Origin of the sequence: Chryseobacterium sp. KBW03, assembly GCF_003852415.1 — a bacterium.
GTDB classification, from domain to species: domain Bacteria; phylum Bacteroidota; class Bacteroidia; order Flavobacteriales; family Weeksellaceae; genus Chryseobacterium; species Chryseobacterium viscerum.
In genome coordinates this window covers 223,871-243,458 of sequence record NZ_QAJO01000012.1, presented here as the reverse complement: position 1 = coordinate 243,458, position 19,588 = coordinate 223,871, and the positions used below count along the sequence as shown (strand labels likewise).

The window sequence follows — 19,588 nt, the reverse complement described above, 5'->3', positions numbered from 1 at the left end:
GACAATAATTTCTACTTTTGGACGTTGATTAAGTGTTTGGCTTTTAAATTGAATGATGTAACCTGTCATTTTTTATAGAGTCAAAACTATAAAACAAAAAGAAGATAGATGGTAAATTTCAGAAAATATATTTCAAGTGCGGCGGTGTTGGCTTCTGGTCTTTTCCTGGCTCAATCTACCGTTTCTACCGTTCTTTATTCTCAGAATTATGACAATCAGAAAAGCAGCTTAAACCTGCCTTCGCCCGTTAGTTCGGTCGTGGAGAGAACTGTTTTGTCAGCAAAAGAACTTGTAGACATTAATGTAAACACAATGATAGCGGATCCTGTGCTGAAAAATGCAACCTGGGGATTCGTAGTGTACGACCCGAAAACGAAGAAAGTAATCTCTTCGTACAATGAAAATACTCCTTTAGTACCTGCTTCTACGACAAAGCTCCTGACAACGGAAACAGCGTTAAACATGCTGGGTGAAAACTACCGCTGGATGACGCAGCTGGAGTACTCAGGAACTATAGATGAAAACGGAGTTTTAAATGGAAATCTTTATGTCATAGGAAGCGGTGATCCTTCTTTGGGAACAAACAAAGCAGGTGCAGGATCTTATAGAGACATTATTTCAGATTTCGTAGGTGGAGTTTCAAGAGAGGGAATCAAAAAGGTAAATGGTGATATTATCATTCAGACAGCGCTTTTCAAAGGCAATATTTCAGTGCTTCCGGAAAATGTTGTATGGTTAGAAAACAATAATTACTACCTGCCTGTAGGGACAACTCAAGGGATCAATCCAGCCAACGAAAAACTGATCGTGAAGAAAGGAGGATTTTCTCCGGAAAAGAAATTTTTCTATGTCTCACCTTACAATCATCAGATGGTATATGCTGAAAAGTATGATGGCACTGGGACTTTAACAACCAAACTTCCTGATGCTCCGGCTTACCTTGCCAATTCTTTCAGAACAACACTGGTAAAAAGCGGAATTCCTGTTACCGGAAAAGTAAGTCCGAAAATGACAGACGCAGCACCGGATAACAGAAAAATGCTTTCAGCATACAAATCCCCAACTTTAGGTGATATTATTTATTATACCAATCAGCACAGTGATAATTCATTGGCAGAAGCTTTGCTAAGAACTGTGGGTTATCAGAAAATGGGTGATCAGACTTCAGAATCAGGAAGAATTGTGGTGACAGGTCACTTAAGAGATGCCGGTTTTGATATGAATGGTCTTAACTATATTGATGGAAGCGGACTTTCAAGAAGCAATAATGTAACTCCAATTTCTCAGGTGAAGTTTCTGACTTCTCTGATGGAGCAGAAATACTACAGATCTTACCTTACTTCTCTGCCTATCGGAGGACAATCCGGAACTTTAAAAAGAATGTTCATCGGAGGAGGTAACGGACAGGTTTTTGCTAAAACAGGAACTTTGAATAAAGTAAAAACATTAGCAGGCTACCTGAAAACAAATTCCGGAAAAACATTGGTTTTCTCTTTAATGGTAAATAACTATTCCGGATCAGTAGATATGGTGAAAAAAAGAATGGAGAAAATTCTTGAACCGGCACTGGATCTTTAAAAATTTTTTATTTTATATATTATAACAGCCTTTTAATCATTGATTAAAAGGTTTTTTTTTATATTTGATTAAATTTTTCTAAACATGACAAAATTGTACCTTTTGGTGCTGGGATTGTTACTATCTCAACAGTTCTATAGCCAAAAACATGAGCAAAACACCGATATGAAGGGGTTAATTGAGAAGGAGAAAAAATCCTTTACTCAAAAAATGAATATTGGGAATACCAACCCAAATACCCTGAATTATGACTTGCAATACCAGAGAATGGATGTCAGCCTGGATCCTGCGGTGTATAATATCTCCGGATCGGTGACTTCTCATTTTAAGCCGACACAGAGTATGGGAAGTATTTACTTTGATCTTTCCAATTCTTTAACCGTTTCTCAGGTAAAATATCACGGAACCAATATCACTAGCTTCCAGCAGCTTCCTTCAAAAGAACTGAAGATTGATTTTCCGGCTTCTATTCCCGCCAATACATTAGACTCTCTTACCATCTATTATGCAGGAGCACCGTCTACAAGTAATGATGCTTTCAAAACAGCTCTTCAGAGCGGAACTCCGGTTCTTTCTACATTGAATGAACCTTACGGGGCGCAGGACTGGTTTCCGACCAAGCAAAGTTTAAATGATAAGATCGAAAGATTTGATTTTAAAATTACAACGCCATCCAATTACAGCGTTGCAGCCAACGGAAAGCTGATGTCCGAAACTTTTCCTACAGGATCTACTAAGCTTACCTTCTGGAGAACGATGTATCCCACACCAGCTTATCTGATTGCACTTTCGATTACTAATTTTGTCAAGCTTACTGATACCATTGGAAACCCTCCGTTTCCTTTTGTGAATTATATTTATCCGTCTACTAATTCAAATGCTACCAGTATAGCAAATATCAACTGGACGAAGCAGATCATGAATACTTTTGAAACCTATTTCGGAACTTATCCTTTCCGCAATGAAAAATACGGTCATATGGAATTTATGTATGGAGGAGGTATGGAGCATCAGACAATGTCTTCTATGGGAGGCTGGAGTAAAATACTTATCGCTCATGAACTTGCCCATCAATGGTTTGGGGATAAAGTAACCTGCGGTGCATGGAATGATATCTGGCTGAATGAAGGATTTGCTACTTTTGGAGAGCATGTTGCCAATGAAAAATTGCTGATGACCAACACGGAATTTATGAATTTCCTGCAGGGTCAGGCCAATTATATTATGGGAAGTTCGACAGGAAGTGTTTATGTACCGGACAGTGGACTTTCCAGCATCAATAGAATATTCGACAGCAGACTGACGTATTCTAAAGGGGGCTATATTTTGAGAATGTTGAAATGGGCTTTAGGTGATGCCGCTTTTTATCAGGCACTTAAAGATTATCATGCAAGACCAAATCTGGCGTACAGCTATGCGCGTACCAGTGATTTTAATGCTTCTTTGCTTCAGTCAACAGGAACAGATTTTACAGAGTTTTTCAATGACTGGGTGTATGGAGAAGGATATCCTACGTATACTATAAAATGGATGCAAGGCGGGAATCAGGCTTTGTTCAAGGTTTCTCAGACACAAAGTAGTCCTACCGTAAGCTTTTTTGAAATGCCTTTACCTATTAAGGTGACAGGAACTGCTGGACAAACTGCTTATTTTGTGCTTAACAATACTTCAAACAACCAAAGCTTCCTGCAGTCGGTAACTTTCCCTATTGCAAGTGTTCAGTTTAATTATGAATATCAGATTCTTGAGAAAAACTCTACCGTTACTCAGGACAATACTTTAAGTATTTCTTCTGTTGAAAAGGAAAATTTTGGATTATATCCGAATCCTGCAAAGAATGAAATTAATCTGAAAGGAATTAACAGACCTGCAGATTTCGTGATCCATGCTATTGACGGAAAACTTGTAGGAAAAGGGATCTATCAGCCAGGTAAGGCAATCGGAATTTCAGAATTAGTTCCGGGAGCGTACATTATTACTGTGGATGAGAAAAATATCAAATTCATCAAACATTAAAATAGCAGTAAAGAGTAAGTAATTGCTCTACTGATTACATTCATCATAAAAAGAAGCTTTCAGATTTGAAAGCTTCTTTGTTTTCTTGCAGCTCGGGCTCCTCTAGCCCGAGCTACTTTTACCTTATACTTAAACCATTTTTCTTTAAATACTTTACGCATAAAATTATCAAAGTGTCTGGTGATCATTAAGTTTTTGAAGCCGCGCCATTTTTCTATCGGACTTGATGGGAGGGCTCTCAGGGACACAGAATATCCTTCAGTATCATATTGTATGTAATGCCACCAGCCAGACGGGATATAAAGGGTTTCACCGGGATGAAGGACTGCTTCATAACCGTTTAAATAAAGTAGAGCCGGGTATTTTCTGTAATCAGGTTTTTTTATCTGAGTGAGACTGTGGAAATTGAAAGGGAGCTTGTACATAAAATCTGATTGTTCCCAGGGAAACAGCCAGATCCTTTTAATACCTTGAAATTGGGTAATAAAAACATGAGACATGTCAATATCAATATGATTTCTGGTAACAGAACCTTCACCTCCAAAAAACATAAATGGAAGCCATTTTAGTATTTTACCATCCGTAATGTCATTGTATATAATATCGTTTTTAAGTTCAGGCTTTATTTTCAATAGGTTAAATAAGAAAAGCCTGTGCTCAGTGGGAGTAGATTGTATCAGATCAAGATATTCTGAAAATGTAGATTGTGCTATAGGATCACTTGCTACTCTGTCCAGGGAATCCAGTTCACTGCCGTATATATTCACGATATGATCTCCCGCAATTTCTTTGAAATAATTATAATTCCACTTTTTGAAAGCCGGGCTCTCCGGATGTACAAAGTCTTTAAGAATAATGGGAATTCTGGGCTTCATATGGCTGCTAATAAAGGTTGCAGAATCAATTGTCTTTATTTTTTGTACCGGCTTTAACTTCATACTCTCGAATTTTAAGCAAATATAAATATTATCCTACTAATTTTGTAGACTAATAGTGTTAAAAGTGAAAGTGATAGCAAATTTTTAGAATTAAGCTTATAAAAGGTTTTATTTTACTGCCTTTTTAGTAAATTAGCACATCTAAAAAATTACTAAAAATGATCTCTGAAAAATACCTTCAACATTTACAGAATGAACTTCAGAATATTGAGAATGACGGACTTTACAAAAGAGAAAGAATCATCACTTCTCAGCAGAGTGCAGAAATAGAAGCGAACGGAAAAAAGCTTTTGAACTTCTGTGCAAATAATTATCTGGGATTATCCAACAATCCGGAAGTTATGAAAGCTTCCCAGGAAATGATCCAGTCTCATGGATATGGAATGTCATCAGTACGTTTTATCTGCGGAACACAGGATATTCACAAGGATTTGGAGAAAAAAATTGCTGATTTCTTAGGTCTTGAGGATACAATCCTTTATGCAGCTGCATTTGATGCTAATGGTGGTGTTTTTGAACCGTTATTTACAGAAGAAGATGCTATTATTTCAGATGAACTGAACCACGCATCGATCATTGACGGTGTTCGTCTTTGTAAGGCAGCAAGATACAGATATAAGAATAATAATATGGCGGATCTGGAAGCTCAATTGATTGCAGCTTCTGAAAAGAATCACCGTTTCAAAATTATCGTTACTGATGGAGTTTTCTCTATGGATGGTATCGTTGCTGACTTAAAAGGAGTTTGTGACCTTGCTGACAAGTATGATGCTTTGGTAATGGTAGATGACTCTCACGCAACAGGTTTCATCGGAAAAACGGGTCGTGGAACTCACGAAGCTAATGAAGTAATGGGTAGAGTAGATATTATTACGTCTACATTAGGAAAAGCTTTAGGGGGTGCTTTGGGAGGATTTACTTCCGGTAAAAAGGAGATCATTGATATGCTGAGACAGCGTTCCAGACCTTATTTATTTTCCAACTCTTTAGCGCCTGGAATTGTAGGAGCTGCTTTAAAAGTATTGGATATGATTTCTGACAATACTTCTCTTCGTGATCAGGTAATGGAAAATGCAGACTATTTCAGAACAGAAATGAAAGCAAAATGCTTTGATATTCCAGATGGAGATGCTGCGATTGTTCCGGTAATGCTTTACGATGCTCCACTTTCTCAGAAAATGGCTGAAAAGCTTATGGATGAAGGAATCTACGTAATCGGATTCTTCTATCCTGTAGTACCGAAAGGAAAAGCAAGAATCAGAGTACAGTTATCTGCTGCTCATACCAGAGAACATTTGGATAAGGCAATTGCTGCTTTTGAAAAAGTTGGAAAAGAATTAGGAGTGATCTCTTAATCGTTGAATTGGTTACAACAATGAAAATATAATGTTCGGCTCGGGCAGCTTTGCTGCCCCGAGCCGAACTATTTTTTATATAAACCCCATTTTGATTGGATTTTCCTGATCAAAAGAAATTTATTTTTAACAATTATATAATAAGCTTATCTTTGCTGTTAATTTTTTCTGAATGCTTTATACAATAATCAAAGCGCTGCACATTATTTTTATGGTAAGCTACTTTGCGGGAATTTTTTATCTCGTAAGGATTTTCGTGTACTATAAGGATACCGATGAATTTCCGGAAGAAAAAAAGAAAATTCTGAGAGAGCAGTATACCTTTATGGCCAGAAGGCTGTGGAATATTATTACCGTTCCGGCGGGAGTAATTATGACAATATGCGGATTGGTCATGATATTTTTAAATCCGGGTCTGATGAAAATGGGATGGTTTCATTTGAAACTGACATTCCTTATCGGGCTTGCAATTTACCATTACTGGTGCTGGAAAAAAGTGCTTCATTTGAAAGCATTGAATGGAAATACACTGCCAACTGCCAATATCAAACTGAGACAGGCCAATGAAATTGCTACATTCATTTTGTTTCTGGTTGTATTTACGGTCATTTTAAAATCTATGGCAATTGAATACTGGTGGCAATTAATTACAGGATTTTTCGTTCTTGTATTTCTGATCATGATGACCGTGAAACTGGTTAATAAAAATAAAAAAAACAAATAATTGTAGAGGAGGGCACATGTCCTTTTTACATCTTACAAAAAAACTATGATTGCAATTTTAAAGAAAGAACTTTGGAGTTACTTCGGGAACTGGAGCGCATGGGTGATCATTGCTGCTTTCAGTTTGATAGCGACTCTTTTCCTGTTCTTTTTCGACAACGATTCTAATATTTTTGAGATCGGAATGGCCTCTTTACAGAGCTATTTTGTATTGGTTCCATGGCTGTTGATGTTTATCATTCCGGCCCTTTCTATGAAAACTTTTGCAGAAGAACAGCAAACTGGAACATTAAACTGGCTTTTTTCACAGCCATTAAGAGTTTCAGAATTGGTCATCGGAAAATTTCTTTCCGTATGGGTTGTTGGTATTTTATGCCTTATTCCATCACTAATTTACCTTTATACGGTATATGTGCTGGGAGTTCCTGCAGGAAATATTGACCTCGGAATGACTTTCGGAAGCTATCTTGGGCTGATTATTTTAATTGCAGGATTTGCTGCTGTAGGTATTTTGGCTTCTTCACTATCACAGAACCAGATTATGGCTTATCTGTTGGGCGTTTTCATGTGCTTTATTATGTATTTTGGAATCGAACAGCTGGCGAGCTACAAACTATTGGGAGGAGCAGATTTTATCCTTCAGAATATAGGTTTCTACCAGCACTTCCTAGGCTTTACAAGAGGGCTTATTGATTTTAAAGATGTAGCTTATTTTATCCTTGTCATCGGAGCATCATTAGTATTGTCTAATCATTTTATTAACAAAAAGAAGTAAAAACATGAATAAGATCAATGCTAAATCTCCACTGGGAATTTTCTTATTTGCGATTGTTCCTTTGGTTATTATCCTGACATATTCGGGAATCAGATTAGACTTAACAAAAGAAAAAAGATATACACTTTCCGATAACACGATCAAAGTACTGGAGTCTGTAAAGAAACCTCTGACTGTTGAAGTGTATCTGGAAGGAGACTTTCCGGCAAGCTTCAAACAGCTTCAGAGCGAAACGAAATTCATGCTGGAGGAATTCAGAAAAATTAATCCGAAGATTGATTTTAAATTCATCGATCCTATTAAAACAAAAATGTCTCAGGATAGCCTGATGGCAATGGGCATGCAGCCCTCTATTCTTCCGGATGTAAAAGATGGAAAGATCTCACAGATCACCCTTTTCCCATACGCAGTCCTCAAATATGGAAATGATGGGGTTTCTATTCCGTTGGTTGTACAGCAGGCAGGAATTGATGCAGATCAGCAGCTTACAAGATCTATAGAAGGGTTGGAGTACAATCTTGTTTCCAACATCAAAAATATTGCAGCCGCAAAGAAAAAGAAAGTCGGAATTCTGGTTAATCATGATGAATTGAACCCGGATGAATTTCAGGGATTTGTACATCTGGCCATGGAAAACTATGATGCAGGCCCCATTATTCCTAGAAACCAAACCGAACTTTCTTTAGAAGATATTCCATTATTGAAGCAAATGAGCGCTTTGGTGATTGCAAAACCAAGAAAAGCTTTTACAGATAATGAAAAAGTGATCCTTGATCAGTATATCATGAACGGTGGGAAAACACTTTGGATGATTGATGCGGTAAATGCTGAAATGGATACCTTAACAAGATCCAAAAAAGTGATGCCTTTCCCGGTGGACATCAATATGACAGACTTCTTTTTCAATTATGGGATAAGAATCAATCCTGCTTTGGTAAAAGACGTCAAAAAGTTTGCTTTATTAAGACTTGTAACAGGTGAAGTAGGAGGGAATCCTCAGTACACAAGCTTGCCTTGGCCTTATTTTCCATTGGGAATTGCAGAAAATAACAATCCGATCACCAAAAATATCAATCCTGTAAAATTTGAATTCCCGACTTCTATCGATACTTTAGGAGGAAGAAAGAATATCAAAACAAAAGTTCTTTTCGAATCCAGTGAAAGAACATTGCTGAAACAGGTTCCAAACTATGTAGATCTAAAAGAGATTGCAAGCGTAGACAGCCTTGGGCAAATGGAAAAACCGAGTACACCGAAAATCTTCGCTGTAGCTTTGGAAGGAAAATTTAATTCTGCGTATGCGTCCAGAATTGAAAGGAAATCTTATCCTGGATTCAAAACATCAAGTCCTGAAAATAAAATGATCATTATTGCAGACGGAGATGTAGGAAGAAATAAAGTGATCAAAGGAAAACCGCTTCCGCTGGGAGTAGATCTGCTGACGAATGAACAGTTCGGAAATGAGCAGTTCCTTAGAAATGCTTTAGACTATTTGCTGGATGACAGCAATCTGATGGAGCTGAGAAACAGAAACATTGAAGAAAGACTTCTGGACAGACAAAGAATTACTGAAGAAAAAGCCAACTGGCAGTGGCTGAACTTACTGCTTCCACTGGTAATTATCGGTCTTATCGGAGGATTGTTCTTCTGGTTGAGAAAAAAGAAATTTGGATAACATAAATAAAATCCCGGAAGAGAGCTCTTTCGGGATTTTTGTTACTATTGAACCTTGTCTTATCTGAGTTAATTCAGTTTAATAATTCCTGAAGAAGGTGCTCCACCACCCGCAGGAGGAGGACCGCCGGCAGAAGCCTGATCTGATAACATACGGTACTGTGATGTTCCTTTTTCAGTTTTGATCGTTCCGGAAACAGTATACAGATAAAGATCCCCGGAAACGGAGTAACTGTTTGCAGAATTGTTTACATAAAAATTAATTTGCACTGTTGACATTTTTTTTGCCATTTCTAGGAAAGTATCCATCAATGTGGTGATCTGAGCCTCATTAAGTCCTTTTGACTTCATCAGACTTTTTGTTTTTTCATAAGATGCTGAAGCACCTCCGCCGCCAAAAAACCATGTCCATACAGACAGATTGGCGCTCGCGGATGTTTTTTCAAACTCCTTGATTTCTTCTTTGGCAGTAATATTCAGCATTCCCATAGCAAGGTCGTTAAGCTTTTTTACATCATCGCTTGACATCGCATTGATCTGAAGTTTTGCTTTGATTCTGCCTTCTGTATGAGCGGGCACGGTGTAAGAAAGTCCTGTAAGCTGCCCCTGTCCTGCAACCTCAATAGAATAGGATTCTGTAGATCCTCCGGTCATACTTAATAGTTCTTCGGAAATAACCCTTTCAAAAGGATCATTAATCCCCACTTCGGTTCTTGTGATTTCAATTGTTTCCATTTTGTTGTTTTTTGGTTGTTGATTAGTTTTTACCCTCGTTATAATGAGTCGGTAATTCCCGGGAATAGAATTCTCAATCAGTTATTCGGAGATAATAATTCTCTTCTGATCTTCCTGATTGAGGAACTCAAAGTAACAAAGAAAAAAAGAGCAATGGTAGAGTATAAACAACCAAATATTATCTTGCGTTAAAATACCTAACGGTCTGTTTAGTAAGTTTTTAATTAATGTTCTGTAAAGTAGATAGCGACTGAATTCACAGCTTTGTTTGATACTTCTCCGGCATATTCCAGATTCCATAAAAAGCATCATTTCCTTTTTTATCAGAGAAATTGGTGTTGGAAATTATAATCTTTCCCAGATTATTTTTAAGATCAAAAAAAAGCAGAGACACCAGACCTTGTTTACTCGGGAAGTGGATGTTTGTGATAAACCTACCATCCGGATAGGTCTCCAATAGAATCAATAATATTCTATTTCATAAATGTATTCATAAGGATTTACAGATATATCAGGACCTGAAGCCTCATAAATTTTATTGTTGAATTTATCGTATTGAAACTTGGTAGATCCCGATGACTTGCTGACAGGATTTTCATGGTAAAAGTGGGTTATGTAACCATTTTTGTCATATGACTTTGTACTTACATCCCATGTTTTGCCGATTCTGATATTGACTTCTTTAGTATTCCGATGCTGTTTATCGTAGCTGTAAAAATAATTGTATTGGTGGGATTTCCTGCTGATCAGATTGTTATTTTCAGAATAAATAAATTCAACATTGGCTTCCGGGAATAATTTTCCGTTGCTGTACTCTTCAGATTTAACTTTATTTCCATCATACTTAATCTTCCTGACAAGTATTGTTTTTTGATCAGGTTGAACATAATTCACGAAAATAGAATTGTTTTCAGGTTCATAAATGATAGCCCAATGAGCATCTCTGCGTTGGCCTTTTTCAAAATGAGACTCTCTATATTCAGTAATCTGATTTTTATTGTTGTAAGAGTATTGTCTTATATTTAAGGTGTCTTTGTCTCTTATAGTTTCCTTTCTGATCAGTCTGTTTTGAATATCATAATGATAATGAACATTTGTGAAAACCATAAAATTTACTTTTTCCAAAAGACCTTTGCTGTTAAAATAATGAATGTCAGCAATTCGTTTTTCCTTAGGATATTTATAGAATTTTGTTATTTTTTTTATTTTCCCGTTTAGGGTATGGTTTTCATATTGATTAGGAAGACTGGTTTTTGCCTCAGGAATAAAATTATCTGACATGCGGTTAAAATCAATAGATGGATTTAAAAACGTATGCTGAGGGAGATAAACTTCTTTAAAATTTGCAGGCTCGTAAACATTAACTTTTGCATATATACTATCCGACTGTGCATATCCCTTTATAAAAAATAGCAGGATAGATAAAAATGATAAGGCTGTTTTGTTAATTTTCACGGTAACTATAATTTCAAAGTTATAAAGAGTCTTCAAATATATAAAAAACAAGACAGGTCTATAACAAAAAAGAAACCCGAAGGTTTCTCTGTTTTATTGTTTCAGTAGAGCTGTTTTGCAGCTTTAGATTGTATAGTTTTATCCACTCAATACTGATGTAAGTTTTCTGCAATGATTTCTCGGAATGATGGTGAAAAGCCAGTCACTGAGATTTTATAAAGGAATTTCTACATAGCCATCCATCTGGATCTATCTGAAGATATAGATAGATCGGACAGGTTGGCATTGATACACTTACCATTAAAAAAAAATTGATATTTATTTCATGTACTAATTTTGATGTTATTGGTATAAAAAAGAATAAAAATTATTGTTGATAGGCTTCTGTTGGGAGCAAAGCTGCTGTTTTATAATAACTGATATCGGTTGGAATTTGCGACTGAAGGTCTTGGAAAGTATCATAATCATAATGGGCCCAGCTTTCATCATCTTCAGGATCGGAGGTCTTTTTTATAGCCAGCTCCAGTTTACCGTCTTCCTGATAGCTGCATTCTATCGCGGCATATTTTTCACCATTTTCGTCTGTGGTATACCAGCATTTGATGGTTCTTTCAAGTTGGGGTTGGTGAGTTTCATTATCGATAACCTGGGAACAGATAAAGTTTTCAGGATCATCTGTTTTGAAAGCCGTTTTAGAAATTAAGGGCAGATCGTCTACGGATAAGGAATATAATTTATTGGTGGAAATAATAAATCCGTCGGTAGATTCTTTTTTTTCAATATCAAAAAAATCTGACTTTTCCTTGAGATAATCTACTACCTGCGCCTCGTCTTCATCGTTACTTAGAAAATAATTGATATTGTAAACACTGTCTTCGTTGATAAATTCAATTTCTTTCAGGAAATCGGACCCTTCTTCATAATAATACAGATGATATTCGTTTAGCTTCACAGCATTATTTTTGGAAATGACCTCTCCAAAAATGTTTTTGTACACTTTTTTCATTTTTAATCATGTTAGTTAGTTTCATCTATTAGTTTAAGTGGTGGTCGCAAAGATAAGTTTTCTTTTTTATCTTAGCTTGAAGCGTAAAATAGTATTTATTTCGCAGGTATATTATATATCCTTTATAAAATCCTCATATTCGTAATAGAACCTTTCAAAACCGTCCATTTTGTCTATAAAGAATTCAAAAATTTCTTGCCAGGTGTTTTTGTTAAAAATAGAAACATTGTGTTTTTCTATCCATATTCTGCTGATAATCTTGCCGTTTTCAAGAATAAAGTGTTCATCTTTCTGAAAATCCCCGACAAAATCTTTTAATATATCTTCCAGTGACCAGATTTTTTCATAGTAAGCGTTTCTGAAGATTTCGTCTTTCATTTCGATATCAAGAGAAACCTCTGCTTTTTTATTGTCGGCAGAAAATTTAAATGCCATGTCCTTGATTTTGGTATCATAAAGAATCCATTTTCTGGGAAATGATCTTCCAAAAGCGGTCCAAAATTCCTTTTTTAATTGCTGTGCCTCTTGTTTACTGAACATATGGCAAACATAATGATTTAATAGGAGAAAGGCAAAAATGTGGTATTGAAAACCGTAAAATTACGGATGTACAAATTTCCATTTTTACTCTTTTATAATTTCATTCTTCCACCTTTTTTCAAATATTAAACAATTTTCTTACTTTTGCTGTAATGCTTTCAAAAAAATCTCAATATGCGTTTAAGGCACTTTCATATCTTGTAGAAAAAAGAAATGAAGGTCCGATTCTTATTTCTGAAATTGCGGAACACAAAAGAATTCCTTTAAAGTTTTTGGAAAATATTCTGCTTGAATTGAAAAAGGCAGACATTCTTGACAGTAAAAAAGGAAAGGGTGGTGGATATTTTTTAAAAGAAAATCCTGAAAATGTGAAACTGGCAAAAATTATTCGTCTTGTAAACGGACCTATTGCCATGCTTCCTTGTGTAAGTCTGAATTTCTATGAAAAGTGTGAAGACTGTAATGAAGATCACTGCGGACTTCACGATGTTTTGATAGAGGTTCGGGATGCTTCACTGAATATTCTGGAAAGTAAAACTTTAATGGATCTGGTCGACTGACCTGATCCTTTTTTTTGAATTAATAGTCTACTTGTTTTGTAGGATAAATATTTTTATCAGATATTTGCATGACTTCAAATGAATAAATTATGATTTCAAAAGAAGAAGCATACCCATCACAAAAGCTTACATCTTTCATTTCTGCAGTACATTCGGTAACTGCTCATACTGTATCTGAAAATAATTCTGTACTCAGAGGTCAGAAATACGATCAATCATCATGTGTTTTTAATATCAAAGATGCTGATAATAAGATAATAGAGATTAAAACGACTGTGTGATATGGTGATTTCAAGAAAAATTCAAGTAAGGCTTAATGTCCTTTTTGTGACGGCTGTCACGATATCGATTGGCGTTTTTTCAATGTATGAACTGGGATATCTGGATGAGCTCCTGAACATTTTAGCAAAAGATAATTACATTTTTTACTGGATGCTTCTGGTAGGAGTTTTCGCAGAAATCGTAGCGGGATCAATGGGCATGGGATATGGAGTCATCTGTACAACGACCCTTATGCTTCTGAATATTCCGCCGCATATTGTAAGTGCAAGTATTCATTCCGCTGAAAGCTTTACGACAGCTGCGGGAAGTATCAGCCATATCAGGTTGAAAAATGTCAGTAAGAGCTTGGTGAAGAAACTGGCTGTGCCGGCAGTTATTGGAGCCATTATTGGAGCTGTAAGTCTTACTTACCTTGGAGAATATTATGCGAAGATCACCAAAACATTGATTGCTTTTTATACTTTATACCTGGGGATTCAAATTCTTTCGAATGCTTTTAAAGAAAAACAAAGTAAGGCATTGAAAAGAAAAACCAATCTGACCAGACTGGGAGTGATAGGTGGGTTTATAGATTCTTTTGCCGGTGGGGGATGGGGACCTTTGGTAACCGGAACCTTGATTAAAAACGCTTTTACCCCTAGATTTGCTGTAGGAAGTTCTACCGTAGCCAAATTTATTCTTACCATAACCGCTGCTGTTACCTTTTTCTTTACTCTGGGAATCCAGCACTGGAATATCATTCTTGGACTTTTAATAGGCGGAATTATTACGGCACCGTTTTCAGCAATGCTTACTGCAAAGCTTCCCGTGAAGAAAATGTTTGTGATTATAGGAACACTGGTGATCGTAATGAGTTCTATAACTATTTATAAATCAGTTTTAAATTAAAAATTATGCTTGGTGTGGAAAAATAAAAGCCTTAAAAAGATATTCAGTTTTGAAAATATTTTACTTTTACATCACTAAATATTAGAACATGAATTTACATATCATTGCACTTTTTAAGTTTAATGAAAATTATCTGATGGATGCCGTAGAGCTGTTTCAGAAGCTTGTGAAAGAAACAAGAAAAGAAGAAGGTTGTCTGCAGTATGACCTTATTGAAGATAAAGATAATAAAGGAACTTTCTTCCTGATCGAGCTTTGGGAAAGCGTTGAACACCACAACAGACATAACGGTGAGGACCACCTTTTAGATTTCCGCAGAGATGCTTCCAAAATGTTGGAAAGCTCAGCAGAAGTGTATAAAGGATTTAAAATATATTAATGTAATTGAAAGATTAAAATATTTGAAAATTGAAAGATTTACGAGTGCTGCACAGCTACTTATTTTAGGGGTAATTCCTAAGTCTTTTTATTTAAATCTTTAATTATTAAAAAATAAAGGGCGGTTTCATAGCATTGAAACCGCCCTTTTATTAGAAAAAATAGAAAGTATTAAAATAAAAATATCTTATTTTACGATCAGCTTTTTCGTCTCCGATTGGCCTCCGTAAGTAATTTTAACAAGGTAATTCCCTGATGTAAGCGTAGAAAGATTCAAATCCTGTTTGTAGAATCCTGCCTGGTTGCTGAGTTCCGCAGAGTATACTTTTTTTCCGGTAAGGTCATATACCTCTACACTTCCTTTATTACCTGCTTTTTCTTTAACATCAAAAAGAACAGTTACTTTTTTATCAGCTGTAGTTGGGTTAGGATAGATCCCGAAAGATGCTTTTTTCCCTACCTCAGTAATTCCTAAAGTCTCCGTGATTTTTTTGTATTTGAAATACATATTTCCTGTAGTTGCCCCACCGTTTGTAGTGAAGTACATTCTGTAGTAATCACTTCCTTTTTTGATATAGTATACCACATCATTTTTCACTGTTCCGATCCCTTTCCAGGAGTGTCCTACTGTTGTAATAGCGGATGCAAAACTTGCACTTGCAGGCATTGTATAGGTAGCTGTTTCCTGAGTTTCAGGCTGTGCCATAGCCACTTTTATATTCGGGCTTTGGATTGCTCCTGAAAGTGGATACATCTGTACGCCCATATAGAAAGTATAATATTTTGTAAATACAAAATCCCATGCTGTTTTGGATGGCTCTAAACTAGGAACTTTTGCGCCTGTGTCAAATGAGAAATAATTGAAATAAGAATCATCCGTTCCATTAGCGATTGTTCTTGTTTCTGTAGCTCCCCATGATGTACCGTTCCATTTTGAATATCTGAATGTGTATCCTGCAAAAGCATCTTCGATGGCAAGTTTAACATAAGCTCCAGAAGCATATTTTAAAACAAAAATGGCTTTTCCTTCAATATGGTGATTTATTGGATTGTATACTCCCCATCCTGTTGAAGGAATATTAGGGTTTGAAGAAACTACAGGTCCTTGCTCGAAAGCTCCCTGAGTCCAGTCAGTCGTCTGGTCTGGGTTATAAAGAGGGGCTCCCCAGGAAGTCAGATTGTTGATATTGATATTATCCCAGTCTGCTAAGTTTGTAGAAGCGGTGTATACTTCTATATCTTTTGCATCATTTATTCTTGTTCCGGCTGTATAAGGTGAATTTCTATAAAAAGCAATATCCCATGTATTGGCAGGTTGAGAAACCATATTACCATCTGCAAGGTTTACAAAAACTCGGTTTTGATATCCGCTTCCCATTGTCATATTTACCTGTGAGTACCCCAATGCATCAGTCTGGGCCAAAACAGTCTGCTGAACAGACATTGCCAATACTGAAGCCAATAATAGTTTTGTTTTCATAACTTATTTTTTAAATCCTTATTTAGAATGATTCTACAAAAGTATATAATTATTTTTAATCAGTCTAAATAAAAACATGATTTTTATCGTGTTTTTATTTTAATTATAGTTTTGAAAAGATAAATTGAGAGCATGGAAAAGCCGGCAGAATTACTCATGCCGGCTTTATAAAGGCTATAATAGTCTAATAAACCTTATTTTTTGATGAATTTTGATTGGATCAGTTTTCCTTCTGCAGTTTCAACATTCATGAAATATACTCCTGTTTGAAGTGTGCTGATATCAAATCTTTGTCCGTTCAGTTTTCCTTCTGCTGCTTTTTGTCCTGATGCAGAATAGATCTGGATATTCTTTGGATCTTTTTTTACAATAAATTCTAATGCTGAGTGATCAGAGTTTAATGCAAATCTGAAATTTTCTGTTGACTTATTATGATCAGATACCCCTAAAGAAGAAGTGGTATTATAAACAACATTATCAACCTGGATTGCAGTGTGTGAAGCTGTTGGGGTAAATTTAAATACAATATATGATCCTGTAGAAGCCGGAATATTCACACTTACATTCTGAATCGTTCCAATCGTAGTCACGCTTATTGGACTTCCTACAGCTACAAATGTTGCCATATCTGCCGGATTGGAGGCCACACCTATCTGGATTGTTCCCGTACCTGGAGACTGAACAACTAATGTTGTATCAAAAGTTAATGTTTTATTTCCTGTAGGTGTTTCAATTTGTGGAGTAATCAGGTATGATGTTCCCGTAGCGTTATTTCCTGCGTAAGACTGAACAGCTCTGTTAGTATCTCCAGCTACAATCATTCTTGGAGGTACAGGAGGAAACTCACCTGTTATAGGGGCAACAATGGCAGACCATCCAGACTGTGGAAAAGTAGTGTTCCCAATAGTAAAATTATTAAAATTTTCATTGATGTTAGACAGCTGAGCGTTTGCAGTAATGGCTGTAAGCATCAGGGTTCCTAAAAGTAATTTTAATTTCATGAGATTATTTTTATTTAGAATTATTCCACAAAAATATACATTTATTTTTAATGATTCTAAATAAAGTTTTATATTTGTCGAAAATTTGTACCCTTATGAAGAAGAAAGTGCTTTCCGTTCTATCATTATCCGTGGCTTTCTGGATGAATGCACAAGAAAAGGATTCTCTTAATCAAAAGAAAATTGAAGAAGTTGTTATCACAGGACAGTATATGCAGCAGTCCATCAACAAATCTATCTATAAGGTTGACGTTATTGATGCCGAGCAGATTAAAAATATGGCAGCAACCAATGTTGCCGAGGTTTTAAATCAAAGTCTTAATATACAGATTACTCCAGATTCACGCTCAGGGAATTCTACCGCCAAAATAATGGGACTTAATGGTGACTATGTAAAGATCCTTATAGACAATATCCCAGTAGTAGGGGACACAGGATTGGGAAGTAATATTGACCTTACCAAAATTGCTTTAAGCAATATAGAGAGAATTGAGATTGTAAAAGGAAGTATGGGTGTTGAATACGGAAATGGCGCAGTTGCCGGAGTAATCAACATTATTACAAAAAAGAGCAGTACAAAAAAGGTCAGTGTAAGAGGCTCATTGCAGGAAGAAACAGTCAGAGACCAGTATGATCTTAAGAAAAGAGGAAACGGAAGACATATTCAGAATCTGAATGTGGATTACAATATCAATAATGAATGGTTTGCAAGCATCAATTTCAACCATAACCAGTTTATGGGATATGAAGGAGAGAGCAAAGGTTACAAATACTTCGGACAGGATAACCAAAGAGGATATGAATGGAATCCGAAAGATCAGTATGATGCTTCTGCATTATTAAGATATACAAAAAATAAAACGACATTCTTTTATAAACTGTCTTATCTGAATGAAAAATTCAACTTCTATAATCCGGAAGTCAACAGAAATCCTCTTAATGATGGATTGGGTGGAGTAGCCTATGAAAGTAGAGACAGACAGTACAATACAGATCGCTGGGTTCACCAATTCAATATTCAAACCAATCTGGGGCACATCCGTTATATGGGAGATTTCTCCTATCAGAACCAGGATAGAAAATTTTCCGATTACAATTATGATATTCCGAACAGAACTGTGAAAAGCAGACAGGAAGAACGATCTTATTATAAAACAGATGTTATCTATTCAAGAGGAATGTTCAGTAATTTCCTGGATAGTAAAGTTTTTGACTTCCAGTTAGGATATGAATTAGACTATACTAACGGATATGCTGCATTGATTGCAGGAGACTTCTTTGGTGAAGCAATAAAAAGAAAGATATTTACGTACTCCAATTTCCTTTCTGCAGAATGGAATGTTTCAGACAAATTCTCCTTAAGACCGGGAGTAAGGCTTTCTTTGAGCGAGAACTTTAATAATCAATACAACTACTCTTTATCTGCCAGATATAAAACTTCTGAGAATTCAAACCTTAGAGCAGTCGTAGGATCGGCAAATCGTTTCCCTAAATATGAAGAGTTGTATACGTATTTTGTAAATATCAATCATGATGTGCAGGGAAATCCTGACCTAAATCCTGAAAAAGGATTCTCCGCCGGACTTTTCTGGAATCAGAATTTTGCTGCTGAAAATAACTGGAAAATCGCTTATGAAGTAGATGCATTATATCTTGACGTGCGTGACAGGATTGAAATGGTGATGGTAAAAGAGCCGTCAACCTATAAATACATGAATTTTAATAATTATAAGAATCTATTGGTTTCAGCCAATGTAGATTTTAGAAAAGATCAGTTTGCTTTATCTTTAAGAGGGTCTGTAAGCGGAACATCTGTATCTATGAATGATTTAAAATCTTCTTCTCCTACAGATTTTCAGTATTTGGTACAGGCAGGGGCTTCAGCAACCTATAAACTGAAAAGTACCGATACCAACTTTTCCCTTTATTACAAATTCACAGGTCCGGACAGACTGTATGTATCAGACGGAGCCAATGATTTCCGCCTTGGAAAGATAGACAGTTTTCATATGATGGATTTCATTGTGAGCCAGCCTTTCTGGAACAAGCATTTTGAAATTTCTGCAGGGGTGAAAAATATATTTGATGTAACACGATTAAACTCTACTGCAGTTGCCGGAACAGCCCATACAGCAGCGAATGGTTTTGTGAATTTATACTACGGCAGAAGCTATTTTGCCCGACTCATGTTTCAATTTTAAATA

Annotated in this window: 18 protein-coding genes; 10 read left to right on the top strand and 8 right to left on the bottom strand. The window is 36.1% G+C overall.

Annotated features, from left to right (window positions below):
• The first annotated feature begins 108 nt into the window (after positions 1-108).
• Both dacB and DBR39_RS21065 read left to right on the top strand, forming a co-directional pair.
• Entirely contained in the window at positions 109-1,578 is a 1,470-nt protein-coding gene (gene dacB / locus DBR39_RS21070) for a D-alanyl-D-alanine carboxypeptidase/D-alanyl-D-alanine-endopeptidase (protein ID WP_124536401.1), read from the top strand.
• A gap of 84 nt (positions 1,579-1,662) precedes the next feature.
• The gene (locus tag DBR39_RS21065; protein WP_124536399.1) at positions 1,663-3,594 is read left to right on the top strand and encodes a M1 family metallopeptidase; all 1,932 of its coding nucleotides are present in this window, start codon (positions 1,663-1,665) and stop codon (positions 3,592-3,594) included.
• Positions 3,595-3,653: 59 nt separating this feature from the next.
• On the opposite strand, the gene DBR39_RS21060 is transcribed toward DBR39_RS21065, so the two are convergent.
• Positions 3,654-4,532 (bottom strand): cupin-like domain-containing protein, encoded by an 879-nt coding sequence (locus tag DBR39_RS21060; protein ID WP_124536397.1) that lies wholly within the window; start codon positions 4,530-4,532, stop codon positions 3,654-3,656.
• A 158-nt stretch (positions 4,533-4,690) separates the two neighbouring features.
• Between DBR39_RS21060 and kbl the strand changes: the two genes are divergently transcribed.
• The 4 genes from kbl to gldG all read left to right on the top strand — a co-directional run bounded on the left by kbl (position 4,691) and on the right by gldG (position 9,060).
• Positions 4,691-5,887, top strand: coding sequence for a glycine C-acetyltransferase (gene kbl / locus DBR39_RS21055; protein WP_124536395.1), 1,197 nt, complete (start codon positions 4,691-4,693; stop codon positions 5,885-5,887).
• A 172-nt stretch (positions 5,888-6,059) separates the two neighbouring features.
• A complete protein-coding gene (locus tag DBR39_RS21050; RefSeq protein WP_103233881.1) occupies positions 6,060-6,611 on the top strand; it encodes a CopD family protein in 552 nt (183 codons plus the stop codon).
• A 45-nt stretch (positions 6,612-6,656) separates the two neighbouring features.
• Entirely contained in the window at positions 6,657-7,385 is a 729-nt protein-coding gene (locus tag DBR39_RS21045; protein WP_124536393.1) for an ABC transporter permease, read from the top strand.
• 4 nt (positions 7,386-7,389) lie between these two features.
• On the top strand, positions 7,390-9,060 hold the full coding sequence (gene gldG / locus DBR39_RS21040; RefSeq protein WP_124536391.1) for a gliding motility-associated ABC transporter substrate-binding protein GldG: 1,671 nt from the start codon (positions 7,390-7,392) through the stop codon (positions 9,058-9,060).
• A gap of 68 nt (positions 9,061-9,128) precedes the next feature.
• On the opposite strand, the gene DBR39_RS21035 is transcribed toward gldG, so the two are convergent.
• The 5 genes from DBR39_RS21035 to DBR39_RS21015 form a co-directional block, all read right to left on the bottom strand.
• Positions 9,129-9,794, bottom strand: coding sequence for a hypothetical protein (locus DBR39_RS21035; RefSeq protein ID WP_124536389.1), 666 nt, complete (start codon positions 9,792-9,794; stop codon positions 9,129-9,131).
• A gap of 256 nt (positions 9,795-10,050) precedes the next feature.
• Positions 10,051-10,260: a hypothetical protein gene (locus DBR39_RS21030; RefSeq protein ID WP_124536387.1), complete on the bottom strand. Its 210-nt coding sequence runs from the start codon at positions 10,258-10,260 to the stop codon at positions 10,051-10,053.
• The gene (locus DBR39_RS21025; RefSeq protein WP_124536385.1) at positions 10,257-11,249 is read right to left on the bottom strand and encodes a hypothetical protein; all 993 of its coding nucleotides are present in this window, start codon (positions 11,247-11,249) and stop codon (positions 10,257-10,259) included. The genes DBR39_RS21030 and DBR39_RS21025 overlap by 4 nt, the downstream gene beginning before the upstream one ends.
• A 367-nt stretch (positions 11,250-11,616) precedes the next feature.
• The gene (locus DBR39_RS21020; protein ID WP_124536383.1) at positions 11,617-12,255 is read right to left on the bottom strand and encodes a hypothetical protein; all 639 of its coding nucleotides are present in this window, start codon (positions 12,253-12,255) and stop codon (positions 11,617-11,619) included.
• Positions 12,256-12,366: 111 nt separating this feature from the next.
• Positions 12,367-12,795, bottom strand: a complete 429-nt coding sequence (locus DBR39_RS21015; protein WP_109738115.1) for a DUF4268 domain-containing protein — start codon at positions 12,793-12,795, stop codon at positions 12,367-12,369.
• 152 nt (positions 12,796-12,947) lie between these two features.
• On the opposite strand from DBR39_RS21015, the gene DBR39_RS21010 reads away from it, so the two are divergent.
• From DBR39_RS21010 to DBR39_RS21000, 3 genes are all read left to right on the top strand, one after another.
• A complete protein-coding gene (locus DBR39_RS21010) occupies positions 12,948-13,355 on the top strand; it encodes an RrF2 family transcriptional regulator (RefSeq protein ID WP_103235005.1) in 408 nt (135 codons plus the stop codon).
• 282 nt (positions 13,356-13,637) lie between these two features.
• Complete coding sequence (locus DBR39_RS21005; protein WP_124536381.1) at positions 13,638-14,525, top strand: sulfite exporter TauE/SafE family protein; 888 nt, start codon at positions 13,638-13,640, stop codon at positions 14,523-14,525.
• 88 nt (positions 14,526-14,613) lie between these two features.
• Positions 14,614-14,904 (top strand): putative quinol monooxygenase, encoded by a 291-nt coding sequence (locus DBR39_RS21000; protein ID WP_124536379.1) that lies wholly within the window; start codon positions 14,614-14,616, stop codon positions 14,902-14,904.
• A gap of 186 nt (positions 14,905-15,090) precedes the next feature.
• Here DBR39_RS21000 and DBR39_RS20995 read toward each other — a convergent pair whose 3' ends face one another.
• Positions 15,091-16,383 (bottom strand): T9SS type A sorting domain-containing protein, encoded by a 1,293-nt coding sequence (locus DBR39_RS20995; RefSeq protein WP_124536377.1) that lies wholly within the window; start codon positions 16,381-16,383, stop codon positions 15,091-15,093.
• Between the two features lie 194 nt (positions 16,384-16,577).
• On the bottom strand, positions 16,578-17,384 hold the full coding sequence (locus DBR39_RS20990) for a T9SS-dependent choice-of-anchor J family protein (RefSeq protein WP_124536375.1): 807 nt from the start codon (positions 17,382-17,384) through the stop codon (positions 16,578-16,580).
• Between the two features lie 95 nt (positions 17,385-17,479).
• On the opposite strand from DBR39_RS20990, the gene DBR39_RS20985 reads away from it, so the two are divergent.
• Complete coding sequence (locus tag DBR39_RS20985) at positions 17,480-19,585, top strand: TonB-dependent receptor plug domain-containing protein (RefSeq protein ID WP_124536373.1); 2,106 nt, start codon at positions 17,480-17,482, stop codon at positions 19,583-19,585.
• Positions 19,586-19,588: the final 3 nt, after the last annotated feature.